Source organism: Bradyrhizobium sp. CCGB20 (assembly GCF_024199855.1).
GTDB lineage: Bacteria > Pseudomonadota > Alphaproteobacteria > Rhizobiales > Xanthobacteraceae > Bradyrhizobium.
The window spans coordinates 7,010,514-7,031,924 of the sequence record NZ_JANADN010000001.1; the positions used below are offsets into that span (position 1 = coordinate 7,010,514).

At 59.8% G+C, this 21,411-nt stretch carries 19 protein-coding genes and 2 pseudogenes; 7 read left to right on the top strand and 14 right to left on the bottom strand.

Features of this window, described 5'->3' with window-relative positions:
• Positions 1-370 precede the first annotated feature (370 nt).
• Entirely contained in the window at positions 371-1,117 is a 747-nt protein-coding gene (locus tag NLM15_RS32790; RefSeq protein ID WP_254121904.1) for a C13 family peptidase, read from the top strand.
• A gap of 253 nt (positions 1,118-1,370) precedes the next feature.
• Positions 1,371-1,787, top strand: a complete 417-nt coding sequence (locus NLM15_RS32795; RefSeq protein ID WP_254121906.1) for a hypothetical protein — start codon at positions 1,371-1,373, stop codon at positions 1,785-1,787.
• Between the two features lie 157 nt (positions 1,788-1,944).
• On the opposite strand, the gene NLM15_RS32800 is transcribed toward NLM15_RS32795, so the two are convergent.
• The gene (locus tag NLM15_RS32800) at positions 1,945-2,388 is read right to left on the bottom strand and encodes an ABC transporter substrate binding protein (RefSeq protein ID WP_309143658.1); all 444 of its coding nucleotides are present in this window, start codon (positions 2,386-2,388) and stop codon (positions 1,945-1,947) included.
• Between the two features lie 43 nt (positions 2,389-2,431).
• Between NLM15_RS32800 and NLM15_RS32805 the strand changes: the two genes are divergently transcribed.
• Positions 2,432-2,947 carry an MBL fold metallo-hydrolase gene (locus NLM15_RS32805; protein ID WP_254121909.1) on the top strand — a complete coding sequence of 172 codons (516 nt, stop codon included), beginning with the start codon at positions 2,432-2,434 and terminating at the stop codon, positions 2,945-2,947.
• 77 nt (positions 2,948-3,024) lie between these two features.
• Here the strand turns inward: NLM15_RS32805 and NLM15_RS32810 are convergent, their stop codons facing one another.
• Positions 3,025-3,261 (bottom strand): hypothetical protein, encoded by a 237-nt coding sequence (locus tag NLM15_RS32810; RefSeq protein ID WP_254121911.1) that lies wholly within the window; start codon positions 3,259-3,261, stop codon positions 3,025-3,027.
• A gap of 456 nt (positions 3,262-3,717) precedes the next feature.
• Between NLM15_RS32810 and NLM15_RS32815 the strand changes: the two genes are divergently transcribed.
• Positions 3,718-3,945, top strand: a complete 228-nt coding sequence (locus NLM15_RS32815; protein WP_254121913.1) for a hypothetical protein — start codon at positions 3,718-3,720, stop codon at positions 3,943-3,945.
• 236 nt (positions 3,946-4,181) lie between these two features.
• Entirely contained in the window at positions 4,182-4,712 is a 531-nt protein-coding gene (locus NLM15_RS32820) for a septal ring lytic transglycosylase RlpA family protein (RefSeq protein WP_254121915.1), read from the top strand.
• An 812-nt stretch (positions 4,713-5,524) separates the two neighbouring features.
• Here the strand turns inward: NLM15_RS32820 and NLM15_RS32825 are convergent.
• The 11 genes and pseudogenes from NLM15_RS32825 to NLM15_RS32870 all read right to left on the bottom strand — a co-directional run bounded on the left by NLM15_RS32825 (position 5,525) and on the right by NLM15_RS32870 (position 17,191).
• Positions 5,525-5,779 carry a PepSY domain-containing protein gene (locus NLM15_RS32825; protein WP_254121917.1) on the bottom strand — a complete coding sequence of 85 codons (255 nt, stop codon included), beginning with the start codon at positions 5,777-5,779 and terminating at the stop codon, positions 5,525-5,527.
• A gap of 145 nt (positions 5,780-5,924) precedes the next feature.
• Positions 5,925-6,191 carry a hypothetical protein gene (locus tag NLM15_RS32830; protein WP_254121919.1) on the bottom strand — a complete coding sequence of 89 codons (267 nt, stop codon included), beginning with the start codon at positions 6,189-6,191 and terminating at the stop codon, positions 5,925-5,927.
• 482 nt (positions 6,192-6,673) lie between these two features.
• Positions 6,674-7,115: pseudogene (locus NLM15_RS32835) on the bottom strand (patatin-like phospholipase family protein); the annotation flags it as partial.
• Positions 7,116-7,130: 15 nt separating this feature from the next.
• Positions 7,131-10,169, bottom strand: a complete 3,039-nt coding sequence (locus tag NLM15_RS32840; RefSeq protein ID WP_309144952.1) for an efflux RND transporter permease subunit — start codon at positions 10,167-10,169, stop codon at positions 7,131-7,133.
• A 4-nt stretch (positions 10,170-10,173) separates the two neighbouring features.
• Positions 10,174-11,283 carry an efflux RND transporter periplasmic adaptor subunit gene (locus tag NLM15_RS32845; RefSeq protein WP_254121921.1) on the bottom strand — a complete coding sequence of 370 codons (1,110 nt, stop codon included), beginning with the start codon at positions 11,281-11,283 and terminating at the stop codon, positions 10,174-10,176.
• 49 nt (positions 11,284-11,332) lie between these two features.
• A complete protein-coding gene (locus NLM15_RS32850; protein WP_254121923.1) occupies positions 11,333-12,409 on the bottom strand; it encodes a calcium:proton antiporter in 1,077 nt (358 codons plus the stop codon).
• 197 nt (positions 12,410-12,606) lie between these two features.
• Positions 12,607-13,092, bottom strand: a pseudogene (gene opgC / locus NLM15_RS44105) (OpgC domain-containing protein).
• A gap of 441 nt (positions 13,093-13,533) precedes the next feature.
• Positions 13,534-14,397 carry an intradiol ring-cleavage dioxygenase gene (locus NLM15_RS32855; RefSeq protein ID WP_254117117.1) on the bottom strand — a complete coding sequence of 288 codons (864 nt, stop codon included), beginning with the start codon at positions 14,395-14,397 and terminating at the stop codon, positions 13,534-13,536.
• Between the two features lie 233 nt (positions 14,398-14,630).
• Complete coding sequence (locus NLM15_RS32860; RefSeq protein WP_254117116.1) at positions 14,631-16,211, bottom strand: 4-hydroxyphenylacetate 3-hydroxylase family protein; 1,581 nt, start codon at positions 16,209-16,211, stop codon at positions 14,631-14,633.
• A gap of 21 nt (positions 16,212-16,232) precedes the next feature.
• Complete coding sequence (locus tag NLM15_RS32865) at positions 16,233-16,637, bottom strand: nuclear transport factor 2 family protein (protein ID WP_254117115.1); 405 nt, start codon at positions 16,635-16,637, stop codon at positions 16,233-16,235.
• Positions 16,634-17,191 carry a flavin reductase family protein gene (locus tag NLM15_RS32870; protein WP_254117114.1) on the bottom strand — a complete coding sequence of 186 codons (558 nt, stop codon included), beginning with the start codon at positions 17,189-17,191 and terminating at the stop codon, positions 16,634-16,636. Before NLM15_RS32870 ends, NLM15_RS32865 begins: the two co-directional genes overlap by 4 nt.
• Before the next feature lie 296 nt (positions 17,192-17,487).
• On the opposite strand from NLM15_RS32870, the gene NLM15_RS32875 reads away from it, so the two are divergent.
• Together NLM15_RS32875 and NLM15_RS32880 are read left to right on the top strand one after the other, a co-directional pair.
• Entirely contained in the window at positions 17,488-18,402 is a 915-nt protein-coding gene (locus NLM15_RS32875) for a LysR family transcriptional regulator (protein WP_254117113.1), read from the top strand.
• A 611-nt stretch (positions 18,403-19,013) separates the two neighbouring features.
• Complete coding sequence (locus NLM15_RS32880; protein ID WP_254121925.1) at positions 19,014-19,913, top strand: LysR substrate-binding domain-containing protein; 900 nt, start codon at positions 19,014-19,016, stop codon at positions 19,911-19,913.
• On the opposite strand, the gene NLM15_RS32885 is transcribed toward NLM15_RS32880, so the two are convergent.
• The gene (locus NLM15_RS32885; protein ID WP_254121927.1) at positions 19,910-21,406 is read right to left on the bottom strand and encodes an amidase; all 1,497 of its coding nucleotides are present in this window, start codon (positions 21,404-21,406) and stop codon (positions 19,910-19,912) included. The two genes, NLM15_RS32880 and NLM15_RS32885, sit on opposite strands and share 4 nt — an antisense overlap.
• Positions 21,407-21,411 lie beyond the last annotated feature (5 nt).

Below are 21,411 nucleotides of genomic sequence, written 5' to 3' on the forward strand. Positions count from 1 at the left end.
GCGCGCACGGGGCGAGAAGCTCGACAGCGAGATCAGAAACACGCTGATGCGCTGCGTCTGCGGGACCACATTCGACAGTTGGAATCCGGCGGAGAGCTACCCGCACCGCGGACATATTTACGCCGCGCAGGCAGGAAAGGTTCGCTGGTGAAGCACGTCAAAGTCGCCCTTACGCGGAACGCGCTCGCAATAGCAGAACAAATTGACGTCTGAACTATTGGGGCGGAACGGACATGCTCTGCCCGTCCCTTTCGGGGGCTTCGGGCCATATCCGCGCACGTGCCATTCCGAAGGATGGAAATTCACTGGCTTTCCGCTATTTTGTGTTGAGCCGCAGTTCTGTGGCGGCGATCTCGAAACGAGGTTCGCGATGACCTCCAGGTCCTCGATCAGGCGGTTCGGCGCGCCGCTCGTCGCTTTTTTTCTGACCATCTGGCCGTTGGTTCCTCCGGTACATGCTATTGAGGGCGCTGGAAAGGTTGGCGTGGTGTCCTTTGGCCTGTACGGGGATCAAGGCGTGTTCAGATCCGAGGCGACCGGCGCGGCTCAGGTCGTGGCCGGCCGTTTCGAGACTGGACCAATCAACGTGGAGTACAATTCCAAGAAAGGGGGAAGTGCAACGATCGAAGCTCTGACCAAGTCGTTGCAGACGGCAGCCAGCCGCTTGGATCCCGAGAAAGATGTTCTCTTTTTGATTCTCACCTCGCATGGTTCTCCTGATGGCCTTGCAATCAAGGCGGGGCGGCTCACAGAAACGCTCACACCATCTCGTCTCCGCGATATGCTCGCGAAGACAGGTGTGCGACACAAGGTGGTGGTCATCTCGGCTTGTTATTCCGGGGTTTTTATCCCGCGCCTGGCGACTCCCGATGTGTTGGTCATCACCGCGGCCGATGACAAGCATCCGTCGTTCGGCTGCCAGGACAAGGCCAAGTGGACCTATTTTGGCGACGCGTTTTTCAACGTCGCGCTCCGGAAAGCCGTCAGCCTGAAGGATGCGTTTCTCGATGCGCGCTCACTCGTCCGGAAGCGAGAACTGCGGGAACGTTTCGAGCCGTCGAATCCGCTCATGGCCGGCGGTGCAGACGTGCTGCCGTTGCTTGTCGGACGCCCTTGAACAACCGGCCGCGAGCGCAGAGGCTATTACGCGCGGGCGCATCGCCGTTTCCGGTTACCCCCGATTATGCAGACTGTTTGGCGGTCCCCTCGGACTTCGCATTTGGGCCAAGAGGCGAAATTGACTCGGCGTCACGCAAAAAAGCAATATCCTGCCGAGGAAGTGATCGGCACCTCTAACGGCGTGCACTTCTGGCTGAACCTTCGCGCGGTTCCGACGACCCACGCAAATGGGCTGGGAAACGGAGGTTTCCATGACCAGTTCCAATGGACGCCCGGCGCATCTTTATCGATTGACGATAGCGCGCACGGTGGGATTGTGTACGGTCGCATTTTTCGGCATCAACACAGCCTATTCACATGACCTGATGCGACCAAAACTGAACGCTTGGTTCAAAAGTCTCAAGAACAAGGCAGGTGAGTCGTGCTGTGATGGTGGGGACGGCCAATATGCGGTGGCCGAGTGGGATATGGCAAAAAATGGCTATAGAGTCCTTCTGAAGCATCCGCATCGGCCAAACGAACCCGGGCAATGGTTTGACGTGCCAAACTCTGTCGTGCTCAACCGGCAGAACCTCAGCGGCAGGGCGATGGTTTGGTGGTGGCCGTCCTACGCCGACGGAAGAATGACTCCTCTGTGGCGCTGCTTCATTCCCGGACCGGAGGGATGATTCTTCCCTGGCAAAACAATAAGCCACCCGTAGCCCGCCATGGGTCATAAGCGGCGGTGGACGCCGGGGCCGCCCAGCGTCTCGTCTACCTCCCACAGCCGACATCTTAATGGTTTGAGCGTTGTTCGGCTTGGGGCCAAAACCGAAGTGACAAGCCTTATTCAATCACCTCGTCCGCGCGCGTGAGAACGTTCGCCGGGATTTCGATACCGAGCGCTTTCGCGGTCTTGAGATTAATGACAAGCAGGTATTTGGTGGCCTGCTCAATAGGAAGCTCGGCCGCTTTGGCGCCCTTCAGCATTCGGTCGGCATAGTGTGCCCCGATTCGAGACAAGGCAAGAAAGTCCGGCCGTAGGAAATCAGTCCACCCGCTCGCGCAAAGGCCGGGGTCGAAGGAGATCGATGGTAAGCCGGCCTTTACCGCGAGATCGGGTACACGGTTCGACGGAACGGAAAATATTGGGTCACTAAATATGTCCAGGGCCTCTGCTTTCTGGGTTTTTGCAGCGGCAATGGCGCGAGGCACTTCTCCCGCTTCGCGCAAATCAAATACGTCTAGCTGAAAGCCGAGCTTCGTGCCGCAGTTGGTATCTCCGGAAATACCAGCCGATGCATCTCATTTAAGGTGTTGAGGAACACTGCGAATGCGCGATGAAAAGAAGCCCGATCCCAGGGCGATGCTTTTTCCGCATGAGGTGGTGTCCGCTGGAGTTGTGATGCAGGACGACCAGGTAAAGGTCTCATGCGTGTTGGCAGACCATCCTCCGCTTCCAGTTGCGTTGTCATATCGTTTTGACACGGCTGATCGTTCGGTCGTTTTCTCAGGGAATACCCGAAAGACCGACGCTCTGATCGATCTTGCCAAGGGCGCCGACATATTCGTATGCGAGGCGCAGTATCTCCCGGGAACGCGCAAGGTGCTCGACCAAGCTGTGCAGGCCGGCAGGTTCGACAAGGATACTGCGGCTGATCTTTTCAAGAGCATTTCAGGGAACGCTCTCACCGTCGAACAGGCGGGCGAAGTCGCTCAAGCCGCGGGCGTCAAAACACTGGTCCTAAGTCATTTTGTCCCTGCTGTGGCCGACCAGGTTTTCGTGGATGAGGCTCGTAAAACGTTCTCTGGCGATATTATAGCTGGGCGAGACCTGCTCGAACTCTAGTCGTGTTCGTGGGCTCAATGTCCACTATGGGTCAAAAGCCGCGCAAACCTTGCTCAAGAAGTTCTCGCGATCGATCTTCAGTGCCTCCGGAAAACGTATCGATGTTTTAATCTTGCGGTTGTCGTCCGAGCGGCATACTCGATGCGATCTATGTCGGCGTTATCGGCCGCAGTAACGTCCAAACGCCAATTCATGTCGTTCGGATAACCTTCGTCGCATTCGATTTCGACCGCGATGACCAATTCGCCCCCCGGAAAGCTCCGGATCTCCTGCAGTGCGATCAGCTCCAGATCTTTCCTTGACACGCTGATCATTGCGAGGCTCCGCCGCCACTTCCTCTGACAACACGTTGTGTTATTGCCTCGTTCCTAAAGCTCGAGACGAACTGCAGTCTTGTCGCACACGGAAAGGCACAGAAGACCCCGTCAGTTTTAGAGGAACCTGGCTCTCCACGGTTCATTGTCGCTCGAGGAGGACGCCATGACTGACACGCCATCCCAAACCCAAACCTCAACTTTCGCTGCCGCCAACGAAACGGTCCGCGAGGTCGCACGCGATGTCCGCGAGGGGCTCGGCGATGGCAAGCCGCCTGGCAGTGGAAGGCCATCGTCAGCAACCTAACGCGCGAGGCTCCGCTCGCATCGCTCGGAATCGCCATGCTGATTGGATATACATTGGCGCGCCGTTGATCGCTCTCCGCTCTTGGCGTCGAGGAGAAGGAATGTACGGCCCTTCCAGGTCGAGGCCGAAGCCAACGACAAGAACGCCGAATGCGTCAAAGAGCGCTGGCCAACTTCGACGACAACCGCGGCACAGCCGCGACGCTGCTCGCTGAGGCCGGCGCAATGGCCCCGGAGATCGCCGCGGCGCTATGCTGGAGCGTCGACAAGGCGCGGAAGGTGATCGATCTCTACCTCGTCAGACGGGGCGTGCTGGCGGCCAATGCAATAGCGAAGCTTGAGCAATTTCGAGATCAAAAGACTGCATCACCGGAGTAGAAGCCAAGCAGCGGATGCTGGAGGCTAATATGATTTGTGCCTTCGGTTTTGCAGCTTCTACGGCGTGATGCGTCGCAGCACGATGGCTGCTTGCTGCGCTGCGCCTAAACACTCTCGCAACCACGCATCGAACTATCGGTATGCATCACCTTTGTTCTGCACGTGGATGCGCGTGCAGGAACACAAGGAGATGAGTTCGCATTGTCCATCAGTTTCATTTGTGCGTGAGGCCGATCATGCAAGTTCTTTGGAGAATGATCGCGATTGCAACAATCCCAGCTTGGATGGCGATCTACTCAACTCCTGCTGTCGGACAAAACTTCGATGACAGGTGGTCCATCATTCCAAGAGCTCGCGCGGAGCCGGCTCTTGAAGGAAGCGACCAGACAAAGAAGGACGAAACACAAACGCAACCTTCGACCACACAGCAAACGCAACCTCACACTTCGGAAGAGCCCTCGAAAGATCGTTCAGGAGCTCCCTCTCCGAATCGAGTCTTCTCCGGCTCGGCCTCCTACTATTCTTATTCCAAAGGCAAGACAGCGAGCGGTTCATCGTTTGATCGTAATCGGCTAACAGCAGCGCACCGCCGCCTGCCCTTCGGCACCAAGTTGCGCGTCACCCACGGAAGCCGAAGCGTCATCGTCATAGTCAATGACCGCGGTCCGTTCGTCCGCGGTCGTGTCCTCGACCTTTCGTTGGCCGCGGCGCGGAGCTTGGGTATTACGGATCGTGGCGTGGCTCAGATTCATGCGGAGGTGTTGTGAACATTCGACCACTCGGGGAGTATCGGGACAGGATCGCTTGTGCAGATAAATAGGTGACGAGGATCGCTAACGCTTCGCCTTCTCCGACTGCGCGGGTTGATCGATAAGGGCCATAGGACAGCTAACTGCTCGGCGGGCAACAGCCGGGCCGTCTCTCGCTGGCTCTGATTATCTCGCAGATAGGTCACCGACTTTGGCAGCGAAACCGCAACGGCGGGCGCTGTCACAAACCTGTGGCACGGGCATTGCAGATTTAGAGGTAACTGGGATTTCAGGGCTCAGTTTGAGAATAAAACGCTGCCGGGACGTGTATTTCGAGCCCGGCAGCGTTCTAATTTGGGATTGATGGGACACCCGCCCAGTGTGAACGACGGGCTCTACGCCTCCCGATCGGCGCATCCGGACCTTTGAGACACGACAAGCGTTGACGCTCCAACCGGCAGGACCGTGAACCTGGAGTGTCGGACGTGAGTATAGTCCCTCTGGAACTTGAAAGACGGTTGGCGCAGCGGTGGGCGGCCAGATTCCAAAGGCCCATTCCCCCAGTACAGCAAGAGCGTCAGCCGAGGTTGGCGGGTCGTCTCGAAGCGAAAACAATCATCTGCCAAGAAGAGGCGCCAGCGTATGGAGAGCCCGCCGGCTCGATAGCCGGCGGGACATTTGTCGTTCACCGTCCGAGCTGGTGGTACGAGAGCTACGAGGAATCCGGCTGACACCGACTTCGCGCTACATCCGGGACAAGTTGTTTCCGAACTGAATTGTGTCCCCGTCGTTCAGCACAATCGGCAACCCGCCTCGCATGATCTCAAGGGCTAGTGGTCTGGCTTTTCGCGCACGATGACGCCGGTCTTAGGGTCGGCATGAAATTCCATCTTCTGTCCGTTCTTGATACCTTCGCCCTCCCATTGGCCGTCGTCGGCTTCAAGCTTAGTGACCTGCGAATAGCCCGACTCCATGACCTTAGCCTTCACTTGCTCCATCGGCATCCAGTCGGGTCCGGGTTGATCTGCTCTGGCCGCTGAGCCCATGGCGAGGGAACCAAGAACTAGAATTGTGGCAAGCTTCATCACAACCTCCTTTCGAGTGAGAAGCTTCAACGGGCGCGCTGAATTGACGTTCCTCTGTTACGCCTCGCGGCCCTAGCAGGCCGTGACCTCACGGCCGTAGGAAGGGCGCGCGGTGATCTCAGACAGCATTGCCTTCCTCATCGTCTCAGGCCCGTCCACTTCTTACATGCACGATCACTGGAAGCTTCTCCTCCATTGCCTTCGCGAGCACGCTGCCGGTGGTCCGGTCCAGCTCCGCAGCAATCTTCATGAGTGGCATGGTACCAGCCAAAGATCTAAGCTTTTGAACTTCCTCTGTGGTCCAATCCTGCTTCCAGCGCGCCATTTTCGTCCCAACGATGAAGCTTCCCGAGAGATAGTATGGCTGAAAATTTGCAAATTTCGTTGATTCCAATGATTTCACCAGCGACAAGGGGCTTTCCGTTTACGGCACATCGAATGGCACGAACTGCACTTGTCTGTGACGGGAGGCTCGTCTCAGTGTCGTCGGTTCCTCCGTCTGATGATGTCATTCCTCCAGAAGCTGCTCGGTAGGGAGAAGCGACGGCTCCGGCGCTCTATCAGCCCCCAGCCCCGGCGCCGGGGCCGTTCTTCTGAAAAGTTGGTCACCCAGGACCATGGACGAAGAGCGCTCGCTGGCGCGATGTCCGCTGCGGGTCACAAGGTCTCCTCTGGCCGACTGCTGTCAGGCGTCCGCTAAAGATTGAAAGGCGGTCGTATCAACCCCGTGGCTCTGTGTGTCACGGGTGCGGATACCGTCGACTGGCAAACGTGGGTTTGTGGTGCGCTCGGAGGGCGTTCGCATTTCCTGCGATTTCAATGGCTTATTCCAGCAACCTGGATCGAAAGGTTCATTTCACCCGCTAACGGAGCCTTTCAGCTTCCGGTGCCAGACGGGGAGCGGGCAAGCCGGTCGAAATCGATGGTTTCCGCCGGTATCCCCCGCAGCGGATTAAATCCCAGCAGATTGAGATCATAGGGCGAGAAGACACGCTCATCAGATCCATCGCGAGATAGGCTGGCGACGTATCGAGCGTCCACCGCCCCATCAGGCGATCCACCGGGGAGCGTTGCAGCGGGCTCAACGCCGCCGCCTGCGACACGCGCCGCCAGAAACGCTCCAAAGCATCGCGCGCGGCGTTGGCGCCGTCGACCAAACAGACCGCCAGCACTGCTGCGTTCATGGCGCCTGCGGACGTTCCGGATATCCCCGCGATCTTTAGGCCATCCTCCTCCAACACGCGATCCAGCACGCCCCAAGTGAACGCGCCATGCGAGCCGCCCCCCGAAGCGCAAGGTCAACGAGGGCCGGTTCGTCTTTGCTGTTCGGCGTCATTCGTCGCCCCCCTCGCTAGGACTGCTTCTCGAAGCGGAAAAGAAGAAAATAGCCGGCCGGGACGAAGAACAGCGTCAGCACCGAAGCGATTGCGAGCCCGGACATCATGAGGACGGCCATCGGCTGCCACAGAGCGCCTCCGGCGAACGCCATTGGCGCCAGCCCAAGGACAGTCGTCGCCGATGTCAAAAGGATCGGGCGAAGACGCTTCTCCGACGCCACGACGATCGCATCGCGCAACTGTCTGCTTTCGCGCTCGATGTCGATTTGATCGATCAGCACGATGGCGTTGTTGATGATAATCCCGGACAGGCTGATGATGCCGAGCGTTCCGAAGAAGGACAACGGCTGCCCCGCAGCCAGCAGCCCAAACGGGATGCCGATCAGGATAAGGGGGATGCTCACGAAAGTGAGGAGGGTCCGGCGGAACGAGTTGAACTGAAGGATGATCGCAAGAACCATGACGCCGATCGCGATCGGGAATCCTGCGACGAGCTTCTGGCTGGTTTCAGCGCTCTTCTCGATCTCGCCACCGATGTTGATGTGATACCCGCCCGCGAGATCCAAGGCTTTCAGACCGGGATCGATCGAGGCGAGGAGTTGGCCAGCCGTCAAGGCGGTGCTCCGGGCTGTCACCGCAATCGTTCGTTCCTGATTCTTGCGGCGAATGCGCGCGAAGTCGAACGTCGGCTTTAGTTTGGCGACCTGCGCAAGCGGGATCAACGTTCCGTTTTTCGCGAAAGTAGCGCTGGTCAGACCTTCGAGACTGTCAGACGTGTAGGCACCGGCTCTGAGCACGATCGGAATCAGATTGTCGCCCTCTCGGTAGACCGATACGGCAGCCCCACTGAAATACGTATTCAGCAACTGGGTGATTTCTTCCGAGGTGATACCGAGCTGCCGCGCTCGGTCCTGGTCGATCTCCGCGACGACCTTAATCAGCTTGTTGCCCCAATCGTCCTCGTTGTCGCGGATCCCCGGGGCAGTTCGAAACAGCGAGCGCACCTGCTGGCTCAGCGCAAGGAGGCGATCGCCGTCTGGGCCCGATATCTCGACGTCGACGATTCCCGATTCCACCGATCCCATCGCCAGCCGTTTGATCTTGAACTGCGCTTCGGGGTGATTGGCGTACAGATAATTCCAGGCGCGATCCGCGGCGCGTACCGCGCCTTTGTAGTCGGCCGCGTTGACCAGGAAGAAGGCCGACGCGGGATCGGGCGCGACCGGAGTCAGCGTCAGATAGAACCTCGGCCCGCCGTCGCCGATATAGAGGATATGGCTTCCGATTTCGGGGTTTTTGGTCTTGTCTCCCAGCCACTTCGAGATCCGCAATGCCTGCGCCTCGGTCTGCGAAATATCCGTTCCGTCGGGCATATTCATGTAGACGAGGAATTGATTGCGTTCGCTCAGCGGAAACATCTGCTTCGGCAGACTGCCGAACAGGCTTATCGAGAGCAGGACCAGGCCGACGCAGACCGCCATCACGATCGGCGAAAAGCGCAAGGCGAGATCCAACGCCATGCAGTAGAGCCGCTGCAGACGCGGGGACGACGCCCGTTCATCGCGCGGGCTTGTACGGCGACCGATAAACCAGACGGTCAACGCCGGCAGAATGTAGAGGGCGGCGACCCATGATCCGGCCAGCGTCATGGCGACTACGGCCGCGAGCGAGAAGCCATACTCGCCGGACGAGCCGGGCAGAAGAAATAGCGGAAGAAAGGCGGCGATGGTCGTGATCGAGGAAATGAGCAGCGGAAGTGCGTATTGTTCTCCAGCGGCAAGACCTGCCGCCTCGGCCGGCGTCCCCCGATCGATCCGGCTGACGATGTCCTCGACCATGACCACCCCGTTGTCAACCAGGAGGCCCAGGGCAATGATGATGGCAGCAATCGACACCTGCTCGAGCGCGATGCCGGCGACCCGCATGCCGATGACCGAGAACATGACGGCGAACGGGACGATCATGGCTGCGATCAGACCAGCGCGCAGTCCAAGAAACAGGACCACCAGGCCGGCGACGACAATGAACGTCTGGCCGACGTTCGAAAGCGCCGAACTGACGGAAGCGCGCACTTGTTCGGCCTGGTAGGTCGCAAAATCGACGACATATCCGATCGGGAGCTGACGTTCATAATCCTGCGCCGCGCTGCGGAGCCGCCGGCCGAGTTGCGTCACGTCCTGATCGGGCTGCATCACCACGCTCAAGACGACCGCGGGCCGTCCGTTGAAGTAGATCGGCTTGAATTTCGGTGAGACGTAGCCCCGGTGGACGGTGACCAGATCGGCGAGCCTGACCAGGCTGTCCGTGGTGCCTACCCGCGTCAGCATGGTTTCGATGGCTCGTACGCTGGGAAAATCTCCGGAGGTCTCCAGCAACAGCCGGGTGCCGTCGGCGTTGATCGTTCCCGACGGAAGCACGACGTTCTGCCCCTGCAAATCCTTGACGAGGGCATTCACCTGGACGCCGACGGACGCCAATTTTCGGGTGTCCAACTCGAGCCAGATGCGCTCCTCCTGGACGCCAAGAATGTCGATCTTCGAGATGCCGGCGAGCCGATAGAGCTTCTTGCGGAAATCCTCAGCGACGTCCTTCATCTCACGCTGGGAAAAGCCGTCTCCCGTGATGGCAATGGTGGCTATGGCCACGTCCCCGAAATCGCTGTTGACGAAGGGGCCGGCTACACCGTCGGGAAGCTCCAGCTTCACGTCGCCCATCTTGTCGCGGAGCCGTTGCCAGGTCGCCGTTACGTCGCCGGCGTCGTCCTTCAAATCGACGTAAATGGTCGCGGAGCCCTCCCCGGCCAACGTCCGGATGTCCTTCACCTCGGCGAGCTCTCGGATCTTGCGCTCGATCGGCACGGCGACCAGATTCTCGATGCGTTCGGGTGCCATTCCCGGAAAGAACGCGGAGACGACCGCGGTCCGGATGACGATTACGGGATCCTCTCGCTTCGGAAAGTTCGGATACAGAACGACGCCGGCGACGATCAGGCAAAGCATAATCGCGATTGTGAACCGCGATCGCGCTAGACCAAACCGCGTCAGAAGATTCACGGCCTTACTCCTGCACGGGTAGAAGCTTAACTTTTTGGCCGTCGACGAGATACGATACGCCCGCGGACGCAACGATATCGCCCTCGGCGAGCCCCGAGGTGACGATCAGACGGTTGTCCCGAACCCCGCCGACCATCACCTTGTGCTTTTTGACGGTCGAACTCGCGCCGTCGTAGAGAAAGACGCTCGCGGCCCCCTGCGGCTGGCTCGCGCTCTCGGGCGCGACGACGCCCAACGGGACAAGGAATCCAGCCGAGCCGCCGTTCAAGGGCTCCTCGATGGAGGCCTCGACGGACATGCCGGCATTCAATCCAGCGACCTTGTTTTCGAGGCGGACCACGACCGGAAAAGCCGATACCTGCTCTGCTTTGGAGCCGAGTTCCTTGATCTCACCCGTCAACTCGAGATCAGGTAGATCCGCGACCTTGACGTCGACTGCCCGCCCCACGGCGAGGCTCTGAAAAACGGGAGCCGGCGCCAGGAACGACAGCTCGAACCGATCATCGCTGTACAACGTCAGGATCGGCTGACCGGCTGCGATCTGCGCGAACGACTTGACCTCGATCCTCGCAATGGTCCCCGAAAATGGCGCGACAAGCTTGCCTCGCTCCAGGTTGTGGCTTGCCAGGTCGAGTTGGCGCTTCGCTTGATCCAACTGGGCCTTCGTACTCAGAAGGGTGGCCCTCGCCTGATCAAAAACGGATTGGGTCGAAACCCCCTTCTTGAGCAGTTCGTCCTTGCGCTGGAAATCGGCCTCCGCGTTGTCGGCCTGCGCTTGGGCCTGCTGCACGCCGGCACCTGCCTGCTCGACCTGCGTCTGCAAGGAGCGAGGATCGATTTCCGCCAGCACGTCGCCAAGCTGCACCTTCTGGCCGACAGTGAGAGCGATCGCTTTCAATTGGCCGGCGATCTCGAATGAAAGGCTACTGACATCTGCCGGCTGCAACACCGACGGGAAGCGGCGCACGCGGCTTTCGGCCTTCGCGGAGACCTTGTAGGCGCGAAGCCCGCGCACCGGGTCCTCCGAGCCCTCCTGCTTCTTGTCGCTGCAGGCCTGCAGTCCGAGCACGACGAGCCCCGCGCAGATCAGCAGCCGCCATCGCAATCGAAACATCGCCGGCTCCGCGTGCGAGTTGAATACGCCCGTGCGCGACGCTCCAACGTCAGGGTACTACAGCAAAGAAGACGAACACGGCGAAGATCACCAGATGCACGATCCCCTGGAGAACCGTGGTTCGCCCGGTACCCAGGGTGATCATGCCAAGGATCAGCGTCAAGGCAAGTACGACCTGATCCTTGACGTCCAGACCGAGTTCGAGACGCTGCCCGAGAACGATAGACACGACGGCGACCGCGGGAATGGTCAGGCCTATGGTCGCGAGCGCCGACCCCAATGCGAGATTCAGGCTGGTTTGCAGTCGATTCTTCCGAGCCGCCCTGAGCGCGGCGACGCATTCCGGCAGAAGCACCAGGGCGGCGATGATGATACCGACCGTCGACGCGGGCATGCTGAGGTTGTCTATCCCCGTCTCGATCGTCGGTGTCAGGATCTTGGCAAGGCCAACGACGGCCGCCAACGAAACGACGAGAAGGCCGGCACTTTCGAGCGTGGTCTTGTTGGGCGGCGGAGGCGCGTGCTCCTCCTTATCGTCGACCCCCGGAAGGAAATAGTCGCGGTGCCGTATCGTCTGCACGAAGACGAAGGACCCGTAGAGGACCAGAGAAATCAGTCCCGCAAAGACGAGCTGCGGCTTGCTATAAAGTGGTCCGAGCTCACGCGCTGCGAAATTTGGCAGGATCAGAGTGAGCGTCGTAAGCGCGGCCAGGACCCCCATCGCAGCGCTTGCCCCTTGAATTCGAAACTCCTGCTCTCGATAGCGGGCTCCTCCCATAAGGAGGCAAAGCCCGACGATACCGTTGCAGACGATCATGACAGCCGCGAAGACCGTGTCGCGCGCCAAACCTGCCTTTTCGGTCGGCGACGATATCATGACCGAAACAATCAGCGCCGTCTCGATGATCGTTACGGCCAGGGCGAGCACAAGTGTGCCAAATGGCTCACCCACCCGATGGGCAACGACTTCGGCATGGTACACGGCCGCGAAAACGGTCCCCAGCACAACGACCGCAGCAACGGTCGCGACAAGGCCGCCCTTGCCGACGAATGGGGTGATTACCAAGGTACCGCAAGCCAGCGCGGGCCACACCCTCGCCCACAAGGGCGTTTGAGCACTAACCACGCGGCTTCTCCTCACGCCCGAGATCAGTGACGATCGGCGCAGCGTTCCTACCCAGTGTCATCATTGTCCCCCCGAGTTTCCGTCACGCATCTCAGTGCGTGCAACTGAACGCCGCGCTATCCAGGCACCGTGGCCTCCCGCTTCCGACCGCTCGCATTTGAGACGAGCTCGTCCAGCCGCTTCGACCAAGCGACGTACTAGTCGACGGCCGACATGAGCCTAATGCCGCATCGCGCAATCAGCACTTGAATCAACAATGATCCTGAGCTGAGCGTCAACAGGAAATGTCCAAGGAAGAATCGAAGGGTCGATACACAGAACACGGCGAGGGACTGCTGCCCGCACCATATTGCAGGAGCGAAGACCGGCCATTCCAACATTCACGATTCTTTTGAGATGAACCGTGCTGCCAACAGCGCAATCGCCATAAAATGAAGGAAGCGGGGCAACCCTAGGCTCGCTTTGTCAGGACGGAAGGCATCCAGAAGTCAGGATGGCAACAACTTCCGAAACGTCGGAAACCTCATTGCCAAGGTCAGCACCGGCGCAAACGCAAAGTAGCAGGCGGCAAGAGCGACCAGGTTGGGAGAGCGCAGGATTTGGGACTGCGCCTCGGCCAATCCTCCGAGCGAGCACCATGCACCGGGCACAAATGGCAACTGCCAGTAAACGGATTGAAACACCAGGTCAGGGCCAGGGCATCAAGTCTTGGAGTTTCGCGCCAGGTTTCCCGTCAAGGTCACTCTCTGTCTGCGATTTCGTCTCGACAGACAGACCCGACAGGCGGTGGAGGGCAACGAGTTTCGGCGCATTTTCGTGCGCATAAGTGCCTTTTGCCCGAGACGCCGAAGAAGAGCCCTGCCGTGTATGAGGTCATGTTTGCCCACCGCTCATAACGGTCTGGTTGCAGGTTCGAGTCCTGCCGGGCCCACCAACGGGATCAATAGCTTACTTCGTTCTCGTTGCCTGCCGCGCCGCCGCCGCACCAGTAACCGCACCAGATACGTGCCCTCTTCGTTCGTGGGCGGTTCGCGCTCCGCCTGGATTTCGCCTGACGGGGAGAAGGTGAACGAGCTGATCGCTGGTGCCCATTTTGGTGGGCATCGCCTATCGAAAATCGAGCCTCAAGATAAGTGCAAGCCGAAGTCGTAGTGCAGGTGGAAAAAGGGCGAGTTTTGGATAAGGCCGTCCGGCGCCTGCCCCGCCGGCATCTCGACAAATTTGCGCACCAGGCTGTCCTTGACGCCGAAGACGACGTCGGTGTCGAGATACGCGTCGCCTTCCGCGAATATGTGCGTCACCAGCTTCTGATAGCCAGGCGCCGAAATCATGAAGTGGATGTGCGCCGGTCGCCACGGATGCCGTCCCTGCTTCTCTAACATGGCTCCGACAGGACCATCGTGAGGAATGGGATATGCCGCCGGCTTAATACTCCAGAAACTGAACCTCCCATCTCCGTCCGTCGAGAACCGGGCCCTCATTGCTAGGCCACCAGTCTCCCCGAGTTGCTGGACATCGTAGTAGCCATCGCCGTCCGAATGCCAGACATCGACGACGGCGCCGTTGATCGGCGTGCCGTCCGGAGCATTCACCGTTCCTGTGACAATGAGCGGGTCACCTTCGAGACCGCCAGAGATGTTATCCCCACGCCCTTTCTCGGGTGGCCCCTCGACGTAAAAGGGCCCAAGCACCGTCGACTCGGTGACGCCCTGGGCTGCTCCGTGATTAATGGCATCCACGAGCATCGAGACGCCGAGCGTATCTGACAGGAGCACGAACTCTTGGCGGGTGTCACTGCACATTTTGCCGGTATCCGTCAGGAACGCGATCCCCTTTTCCCATTCCTCGATCGTCGGCCGTACCTCCCTCACGAAAGCATGGAGATGCCGGACCAAGGCGACGCTGACCTCAGCCGCTCGCCGGTCGCTCGCACCTGAAAGACGGTCGACGACCGCGTCAGTGATCGTGATCTCGTCAAAGTTTCGCATAGTTCCCTGTCCAATTCATCTTTGGTGAAGTCACGTCAAATCCTGGCATCGTCCACCAGGATTACCTTCGGCGGACGGCCCTCGCAGCCGATCGACCCGATGGTCCGAGAACCAAGCACCACGCGTGTCGGCAGGCCGAGAAAAGTGAAGTGCTTGTATCATTCACCTTCGAAACTGCTGAAGGGACCGCGAAAGCCGACTGGGGGCTTCCGCGATCTTGGGTGATGCTTCACCTACTCGGCCGCGTCGTTCATGTAGGATTTCTTAACGTCCTGGGCCTTCGCGTAGTCAGGCTGGAAGCGGACGCTGGCGTAGTGGGACTTCTGCTCAGCTTCCTGCGCACGCTTCCCTAGTTCCGCCGTGTCGCCGAAGCCGAGGACCTGCCGCGCCAGCTCGGTCAGCGGTCCATCGACCTGATACTCTGTGCGCTGCATCGTCAGCAAGTTGATGAGATAGAGAGGCGTGCCATTGAACTTCTCGAACATCTCATGGCGGTTGCCCCACTCGCTCAGGAATCGCTCGCTGATTTGGCGGAAGATCTTGATACGGTCGTAGGCACTGATCTCAGCACCGCGGAGGGCCTCTGCGAGTTTCGGGCCGATATATGGATCCTCCATCTCGCGCTTCGACGGCTGGATAACAACACCGCGACCGCAGAAATCGATCAGGGTGTTCACCATCTTGGCCTGGTTCTCGAGATAGTAGGCGCGGCCGAAGTCGATGTAGATATTGTTCGGTTTGAACAGCCCCCCGGGCGTCGCGAATCCCGTCTCTTCAGCGGCGATCATGAAGGCCCGACAGGTCTCGCGGAAGCGAATGAGCTCAGCGAGCTGCGCCGCCACGACCGGGTTGGTGCTGGTGCCCAGCGACTGCGTCAAGAGCAGAGCGAGGCCGACCATCAGTTCGGCATGGACGCAGTGACGGATCTGGGTTTCGAGATGCACCCAGTCGAATTGACGTTGCGGATACCATTTCGCGTGGTCAGGATTGCCGACGTGCTGAACCCGGTCCCATGGAATGAGGACGTCATCGAAATAGACCATCGCGTCGAGTTCGTCACCGATGCTGGCCAACGGGCGATCGTACGGATCTGCGTCCGGCTGCGCGTTCGACTTGCGGGCCACGACCGAGATGCCCTTGGTAGCGATCGGCACCAGCGCGTAGACAGTCTGCTCCGCGGTCTGGCCGGGACGCCACAAGTTTCCAATAAGAAGATGATTGACGAACGGAACGGACGTGCCGATCGCCTTCCAGCCGCGGACAAGGATGCCGTCGTCGCGTTCTTCGATGATCTTCAGCATTGGCGTCTCGGCCATCGCATTGTCACGGCCGCGATCGAACTGGACGTCGAGGAACATGGGCGAGATAGCCAGATCCTGAGACGTCACCTCCTCCCACTGACGCTGAATATTTCCGGAGAGATCGCGCTTCTTGCCACTGAAGCGCGAATTGTCCGACCAAGGCTTCTGGTCGTCCACCTGGGTGAACATGACCACGTTCATGCCGGCTGGCGGCCGTGTGAAGATGCCGCCCTTGAAGTGACGGCAGAGGAAGTCGCAGTACTGGCGGCGCTTGACTACATCTTCCTTTGACCGCGGAAGGAACCAGTGCATCGACTGACGCTTGCCACTCTCATCGATGAAGGTCGCGATGTCTTGATGCTTCGGGTCAAGATGAAGATCGTAGTATTCGGCGATGGCATTCGCATACCCCTTCGTCATGGGATGCGTGGTCACGTCCTCGATTAGCTCACCACCGACGTAGACGCGGCGACCATCTCGTAGAGATTGAAGATACTCGGCACCGGTTCTCATAGCTCACTCCTTCTCATGTTCTTAGGAAACTTGCCGCTGGAACGTCGCTGCATCCCAGTAGTCTTCGCTGTGGCGTATCCGGCCGTCCTCGACTTGAACCAGTTGAACACCTCGCAACGAAATGGTCTTGGCTTCAGCCGTGCCGTTCTTCTGCGGAGCGGTCGCGCGCATGACGTAGGCGACGGCGACCGTTCCATCCCCTCCCACAATCATGGACTTCACCTCCCATCGGACGTCCGGGAGCCAGCTGAACAGCTTCTGCATGCCCACCGCGATCTCGGCGGGGCCTTGCTTCGTCTTGAGTTGCGAGACTTCGTCGTGCGTCGCATCATCGCAATAGAGCGCGAGGATCGCGCGGTGATCGTGCCTGCAGTAGGCGTCGTAGAGCGCGTTGGCGACTTCCTTCGGGGACGACGCGGACGTCATGCGCGCGCCTCCAGATCGACGCCATGCATGTAGCGCCCCTGTCCGTAGAGTAACGGCGGACCAGCGGCCGGCGCATGAATGCACTCGATCGCGGCGATGGCGATGCGATGGCTTCCGACCACAAGTTGCTCGACTGCCCGACATTCGAACACAACCGATGCCTCGCGTAGCCGCGGAACTCCGCTTCCGCCGAAAACGCCGGCCGATAGCAAGACGTGTTCGTCAATGAATTTGTCGACGCTAGGACGCGAGCAGAGCTCCGAAAGGTGAAGCTGATCCTGAGTGAGGAGGTTCACCGCGAAGCGCCCGCCCTCCCGGACGTGCGCGGCGGTCACGGTCTTGCTGTTCAAACAGATCAGGATCGTCGGCGGCTCGGTGCAGACCGAGGTAAACGAATTGATCGTCATCCCCCAGGGTCTAGCGCCATGCCAAGTTGTCACGACGCTCACGCTTCCGACGAAGTGCCGCATTGCCGCCCGGAATTCCGCCGCATCCGCAGTCGTCTGCGAAGGCGAAACTCCGAGGTCGTTTCCAATTCCCGAGTTGTTATTCATGGTGCGCCTCGTAGCGACTTATTCGTGTCACAGAAGCTAGGTGGCGCGCCTGGCCGACGTCTAATCGATAATAAGTATTCCAACTATCTGCCGGATCGATCCATCCGTCTCATGCGCCTTAAGACACCATTCGAGGGACGCCGAAAAGCCGAGAGCCAACACATCGCCGGCAACATCTCGCAACCGCAACATGCGAAATGCCGCCGATCGAAATACGGCAAGGACGAGCTCATTCCGATAGTGCACGACGATACAAATTGTTACGGTCCGAGGCTGCATTCACCGGGAGGCCTGGGGTGAACCTACGAAGTATTGACCTCAACCTGCTTGTGATACTCGACGCGCTCCTCACGGAGCGCAACGTGAGCCGGGCTGGCGAGCGCATCGGTCTCAGCCAATCGGCGATGAGCGCGGCTCTCGCGCGACTGCGCGAAGTCTTCCACGACCCATTACTCGTGCGCGTTGGGCGCGATCTGGCTCTAACGCGAAATGCGGAAGACCTCATCGTCCCGCTGAAAGAATCGCTTAGCAAGGTCGAACATCTCCTGCTGCGTCGTCCTGGATTCGACCCTGCGACCGATGCGCGGACGTTCTCGATCAGTGCGTCCGACTATGCGGGGTTGGTCCTGCTCACGCCGCTCGTGAGGATGATCTCCAACGAGGCTCCGAACGTGACGATTCATCTACTGCCTCGTGCTCGCGACGCCGCGCGCGTGCTGCAGACGAACCAGGCGGACATTGTCATCGAGCCGATCGAACTCTTCGGACCGAACGACTATCCGACGGCCTCGCTGCTAAGCGATCGCTGGCTCTGCGCCGTCGATGCAAATCACCCCGACGTCACAGGCGATATATTGAGCGAGACGCAGTTTCTCGAGCTCCCGCATCTCGTCTACGGCATCGGAGACGATCGGCAGCTGAACCTCGCCGACCAACATCTTGCCAATGCTGGCGTTCAACGGCGTATTGAGGTGACGGTCGAAAGCTTCCTGTTGAGCCCATTTCTTATCAAAGGGACGCGGCTCATCAGCCTCGTGCTGGAACGGGCGGCCAGAAGACTGATTGGCACGGTCGATATCAAGCTGCTGGAGTCCCCAATATCTGTCCCGGACATCCACGAGGCCATGTACTGGCACCCACGCCATACGACCGATCCAGCACACAAGTGGCTAAGAGAGAAGCTGCTTAACGTCGCGCAGCAACTGGATTGAGCCTCATCCACTCACATTCTGCATCGCGACTGACTTTGCGCGATCTTTTCGGCGAGCGTGCTTCCACCTCGCCAGGCTAATGTGATGTCTGTGGGTTATGGTGTGCTCGGAGGGCGTTCGTATTTGTTGCAATTTCAATTGCTTACGAAGGCAGACGAAGAGTTAAGGTGCATTTCACCCTCAAAAGGACTTTTGGCCATATCACACTTCAGGTACGTCGGAGCTCATCTTTCTCACGACGCGAGCCGGGTTCTGGTCCGGTTCAGCAGGTGCGGAATGGCGCCCCCGTATGCCAGGCGATTGGGCCGCTTATTCGCTCCCATCAGCACAAGCGTTCAAAACAGGCACTCCAAATTAGCTTAGCGCTACGCGCTGGCGTGAGGCCGCCTTGGGGGCCTTGAGATAGCCAGCGCTCCGACAAGGGACCCACCAACGGCGAATACGGGTATGGCAAGGGCGGCCGCATGAGGATCCGTCCCGCCGGGGGCGAACAGCGGGAATTCATCATGCGAACCAGGTGGTTCGGATCGGCGAAGCGTTTGCGCAATGGCGGGGGCCAGTCGTATCCTTAGCATGGAACTTGCATAAGCTTTGGGCGACATGGACGCCGCATGAACCTAATTAGTCTCGACATTCGTATGCTCCGGTCGCTGATCTCGGTTGTCGAGACCGGCAGTATCACGGAGACCGCGCGCCGGCTGGGCCGCACCCAGCCAGCCATCACTTTGCAATTGCAACGGCTGGAAGAATTGACCGGCAAGCAGTTGTTCGAACATAGCGGCCGAAGGCTCACGCTAACAGAGGATGGCTCTACAGTCCTTACCTATGCGAAATCCATCCTGCGGTTGCATGACGAATTGATTTCGCAATTGGCGTCACAGGAGATCGAGGGCCAGGTTGTGCTTGGCACGCCAGATCTCTATGCCGCTTTCATGTTGCCCTCGATCCTTAGCGTGTTCCGAAAATCGTTTCCGCGCGTCCAAGTTGAACTCAATTGCGCTCTGTCCACGCCGCTAGTCGGCCTCGTCAAGCGCGGCGATGTTGACATCGCGCTTGTTACTCGCATGAACGACTTCACCGGCGGCCAAGTGGTGCGACGAGAGCAATTGGTCTGGATGACCGGAGAGCAATCCTCGGCGCATCAGGAACGCCCGATCCCGCTTGCACTGCTTCCGCCCGGGAACATCTATCGCGATTATGCAATCGACACTTTGGAACGCGCGGGCCTTCGCTGGCGCATCGCCTGCGTTAGCGAGAGTGTCGGCGGACTGCAGGCTGCGGCCTTCGCGGGCATGGCCGTCACTGTGCTCGGCCGCAGCGCGTTGGTGCCGGCGATGCGCGAGATCGGGCCGAATGAAGGTCTCCCGCCGTTGCCAAAAATCGAACTCCTGCTCTACAAATCAAGCGTCGCTACTTCGACGGCGGCGACCGCGCTGCACGACTATCTGGCACACTATCTGCGCCTCGACGAAGAACTCAGCGGCCGCGGCCTACCAATTGAGCTTTCTTAGCGACACACCTCCGTCCGCATGCGTCCCTTCTCGCTCTGAGTTATCCAAGGCCAGAACTTCGCCCATGGCTGCGTCTGCTCGAACGCGGCGGCAATGCGGAAGATCGTGGGCTCGTCGAGCCAGGGCGCGACGATCTGAAGCCCGATCGGCATGCCGTCGCGATCAAAGCCGCAGGGCAGCGTCGCCGCGGGAAGACCGGCAAGATTGATCGGCCAGGTGAAGGGTGACCAGCCGAGATGCGGATCGACCGTCTTGCCATCGATGGTGCTAACGCCGAGTTGGCCGGCCTCGAACGCGGTGACAGCAACGGTCGGCGTCACCAGCACGTCGACGCGCTCGAACAGTTTGACGAAGGCATTGCGCGCCTGGCCGCGGCGGTAACTGGCTTCGATGTAGTCCGTGCCGGTGTAGTTGCGGCCGGCGCTGACGACATCGCGATAGTCCGCTTCGGAACTGGCGAGATCGGCGGAAGTCTTGGTCGCAACCGCGGCCGCCTGTTCGGTGAAGGCGATCGGCTTGAGCGTATGTTCGAGGATGCCGGGGTCGAGACCCGGCCCATCCATGGTGACCTGCGCACCGCAAGCATCGAGAACGGCGAGAGCCTTGCCAAAGGCCGCGCACACGTCAGGGCTGACGGCGGCATAGCCGAGATCGGCGCTGGCGCCGATGCGAATGCCGTCCAGGCGGCGTGCGCTCGTATCAAAGCGACGCTTGGACACAGGAAGGCTCGCGGCATCACGCAGATCGTAACCGGCGATGACCTCCAGCGTCAGCGCGGCGTCTGCAACGGTGCGCGTGATCGGCCCGGTATGGGCGAGCGAGGCCCAGGACGGCGGCGAAAAACCGGGCGAACGCGGCACGAGTCCAAAAGTCGGCTTCAACCCGAACACGCCGCAGAAGGAGGACGGCACACGGATCGAGCCGACACCGTCGGTGCCGATCGCGATCGGACCGCAGCCGGCGGCTACGCCTGCCGCTGCGCCACCACTCGATCCGCCGCTGGTGCGGCCCGGATTCCAGGGATTGCGCGTGAGGCCGGTGACGGGGCTATCAGCCGTCAGCTTGTAGCCGGACTCGCAGGTCGTGGTCTTGCAGGTGATGATCGCACCCGATGCCTTCAGCGACGACACCACGGCGGCATCGGCCTCGGGAACGAAGCTCGTGTTCATCGGCGAGCCGGCATAGGCCGGCACGCCCGCGACGAAGACGAGGTCCTTGATCGTCACGGGCACGCCGGCGAGCGGCCCCTTGGCCTCGCCCGCGCGCATCTCTCTGGTGATGCGATCGGCCTCCGCCCTCGCCTGCTCATACATCGGCGTCACCACCGCGTTGCAGGTCTCGCAGGTCGCCTCCAGCGCAGCGATAGTGTCATCGACGACATCGCGCGGGGTGAACGCCTCGCGCTTGTAGCCTGCCATGATCTCGGTTGCAGAAAGCGCGCCAAGGCCAGTCGGCGCCGGCGGGAACGCCGCACGGCCGGAACCATCAGTCATCATCA

Bases quoted from the DNA above. Each gene is read 5' to 3' on its own strand.
- NLM15_RS32810 (WP_254121911.1), bottom strand. From the start codon at position 3,261: ATGATCAGCGTGTCAAGGAAAGATCTGGAGCTGATCGCACTGCAGGAG.
- NLM15_RS32820 (WP_254121915.1), top strand. From the start codon at position 4,182: ATGCAAGTTCTTTGGAGAATGATCGCGATTGCAACAATCCCAGCTTGG.
- NLM15_RS32880 (WP_254121925.1), top strand. From the start codon at position 19,014: ATGAACCTAATTAGTCTCGACATTCGTATGCTCCGGTCGCTGATCTCG.
- NLM15_RS32795 (WP_254121906.1), top strand. From the start codon at position 1,371: ATGACCAGTTCCAATGGACGCCCGGCGCATCTTTATCGATTGACGATA.
- NLM15_RS32805 (WP_254121909.1), top strand. From the start codon at position 2,432: ATGCGCGATGAAAAGAAGCCCGATCCCAGGGCGATGCTTTTTCCGCAT.
- NLM15_RS32815 (WP_254121913.1), top strand. From the start codon at position 3,718: ATGCGTCAAAGAGCGCTGGCCAACTTCGACGACAACCGCGGCACAGCC.
- NLM15_RS32855 (WP_254117117.1), bottom strand. From the start codon at position 14,397: ATGCGAAACTTTGACGAGATCACGATCACTGACGCGGTCGTCGACCGT.
- NLM15_RS32790 (WP_254121904.1), top strand. From the start codon at position 371: ATGACCTCCAGGTCCTCGATCAGGCGGTTCGGCGCGCCGCTCGTCGCT.
- NLM15_RS32845 (WP_254121921.1), bottom strand. From the start codon at position 11,283: ATGTTTCGATTGCGATGGCGGCTGCTGATCTGCGCGGGGCTCGTCGTG.
- NLM15_RS32885 (WP_254121927.1), bottom strand. From the start codon at position 21,406: ATGACTGATGGTTCCGGCCGTGCGGCGTTCCCGCCGGCGCCGACTGGC.
- NLM15_RS32860 (WP_254117116.1), bottom strand. From the start codon at position 16,211: ATGAGAACCGGTGCCGAGTATCTTCAATCTCTACGAGATGGTCGCCGC.
- NLM15_RS32825 (WP_254121917.1), bottom strand. From the start codon at position 5,779: ATGAAGCTTGCCACAATTCTAGTTCTTGGTTCCCTCGCCATGGGCTCA.
- NLM15_RS32870 (WP_254117114.1), bottom strand. From the start codon at position 17,191: ATGAATAACAACTCGGGAATTGGAAACGACCTCGGAGTTTCGCCTTCG.
- NLM15_RS32865 (WP_254117115.1), bottom strand. From the start codon at position 16,637: ATGACGTCCGCGTCGTCCCCGAAGGAAGTCGCCAACGCGCTCTACGAC.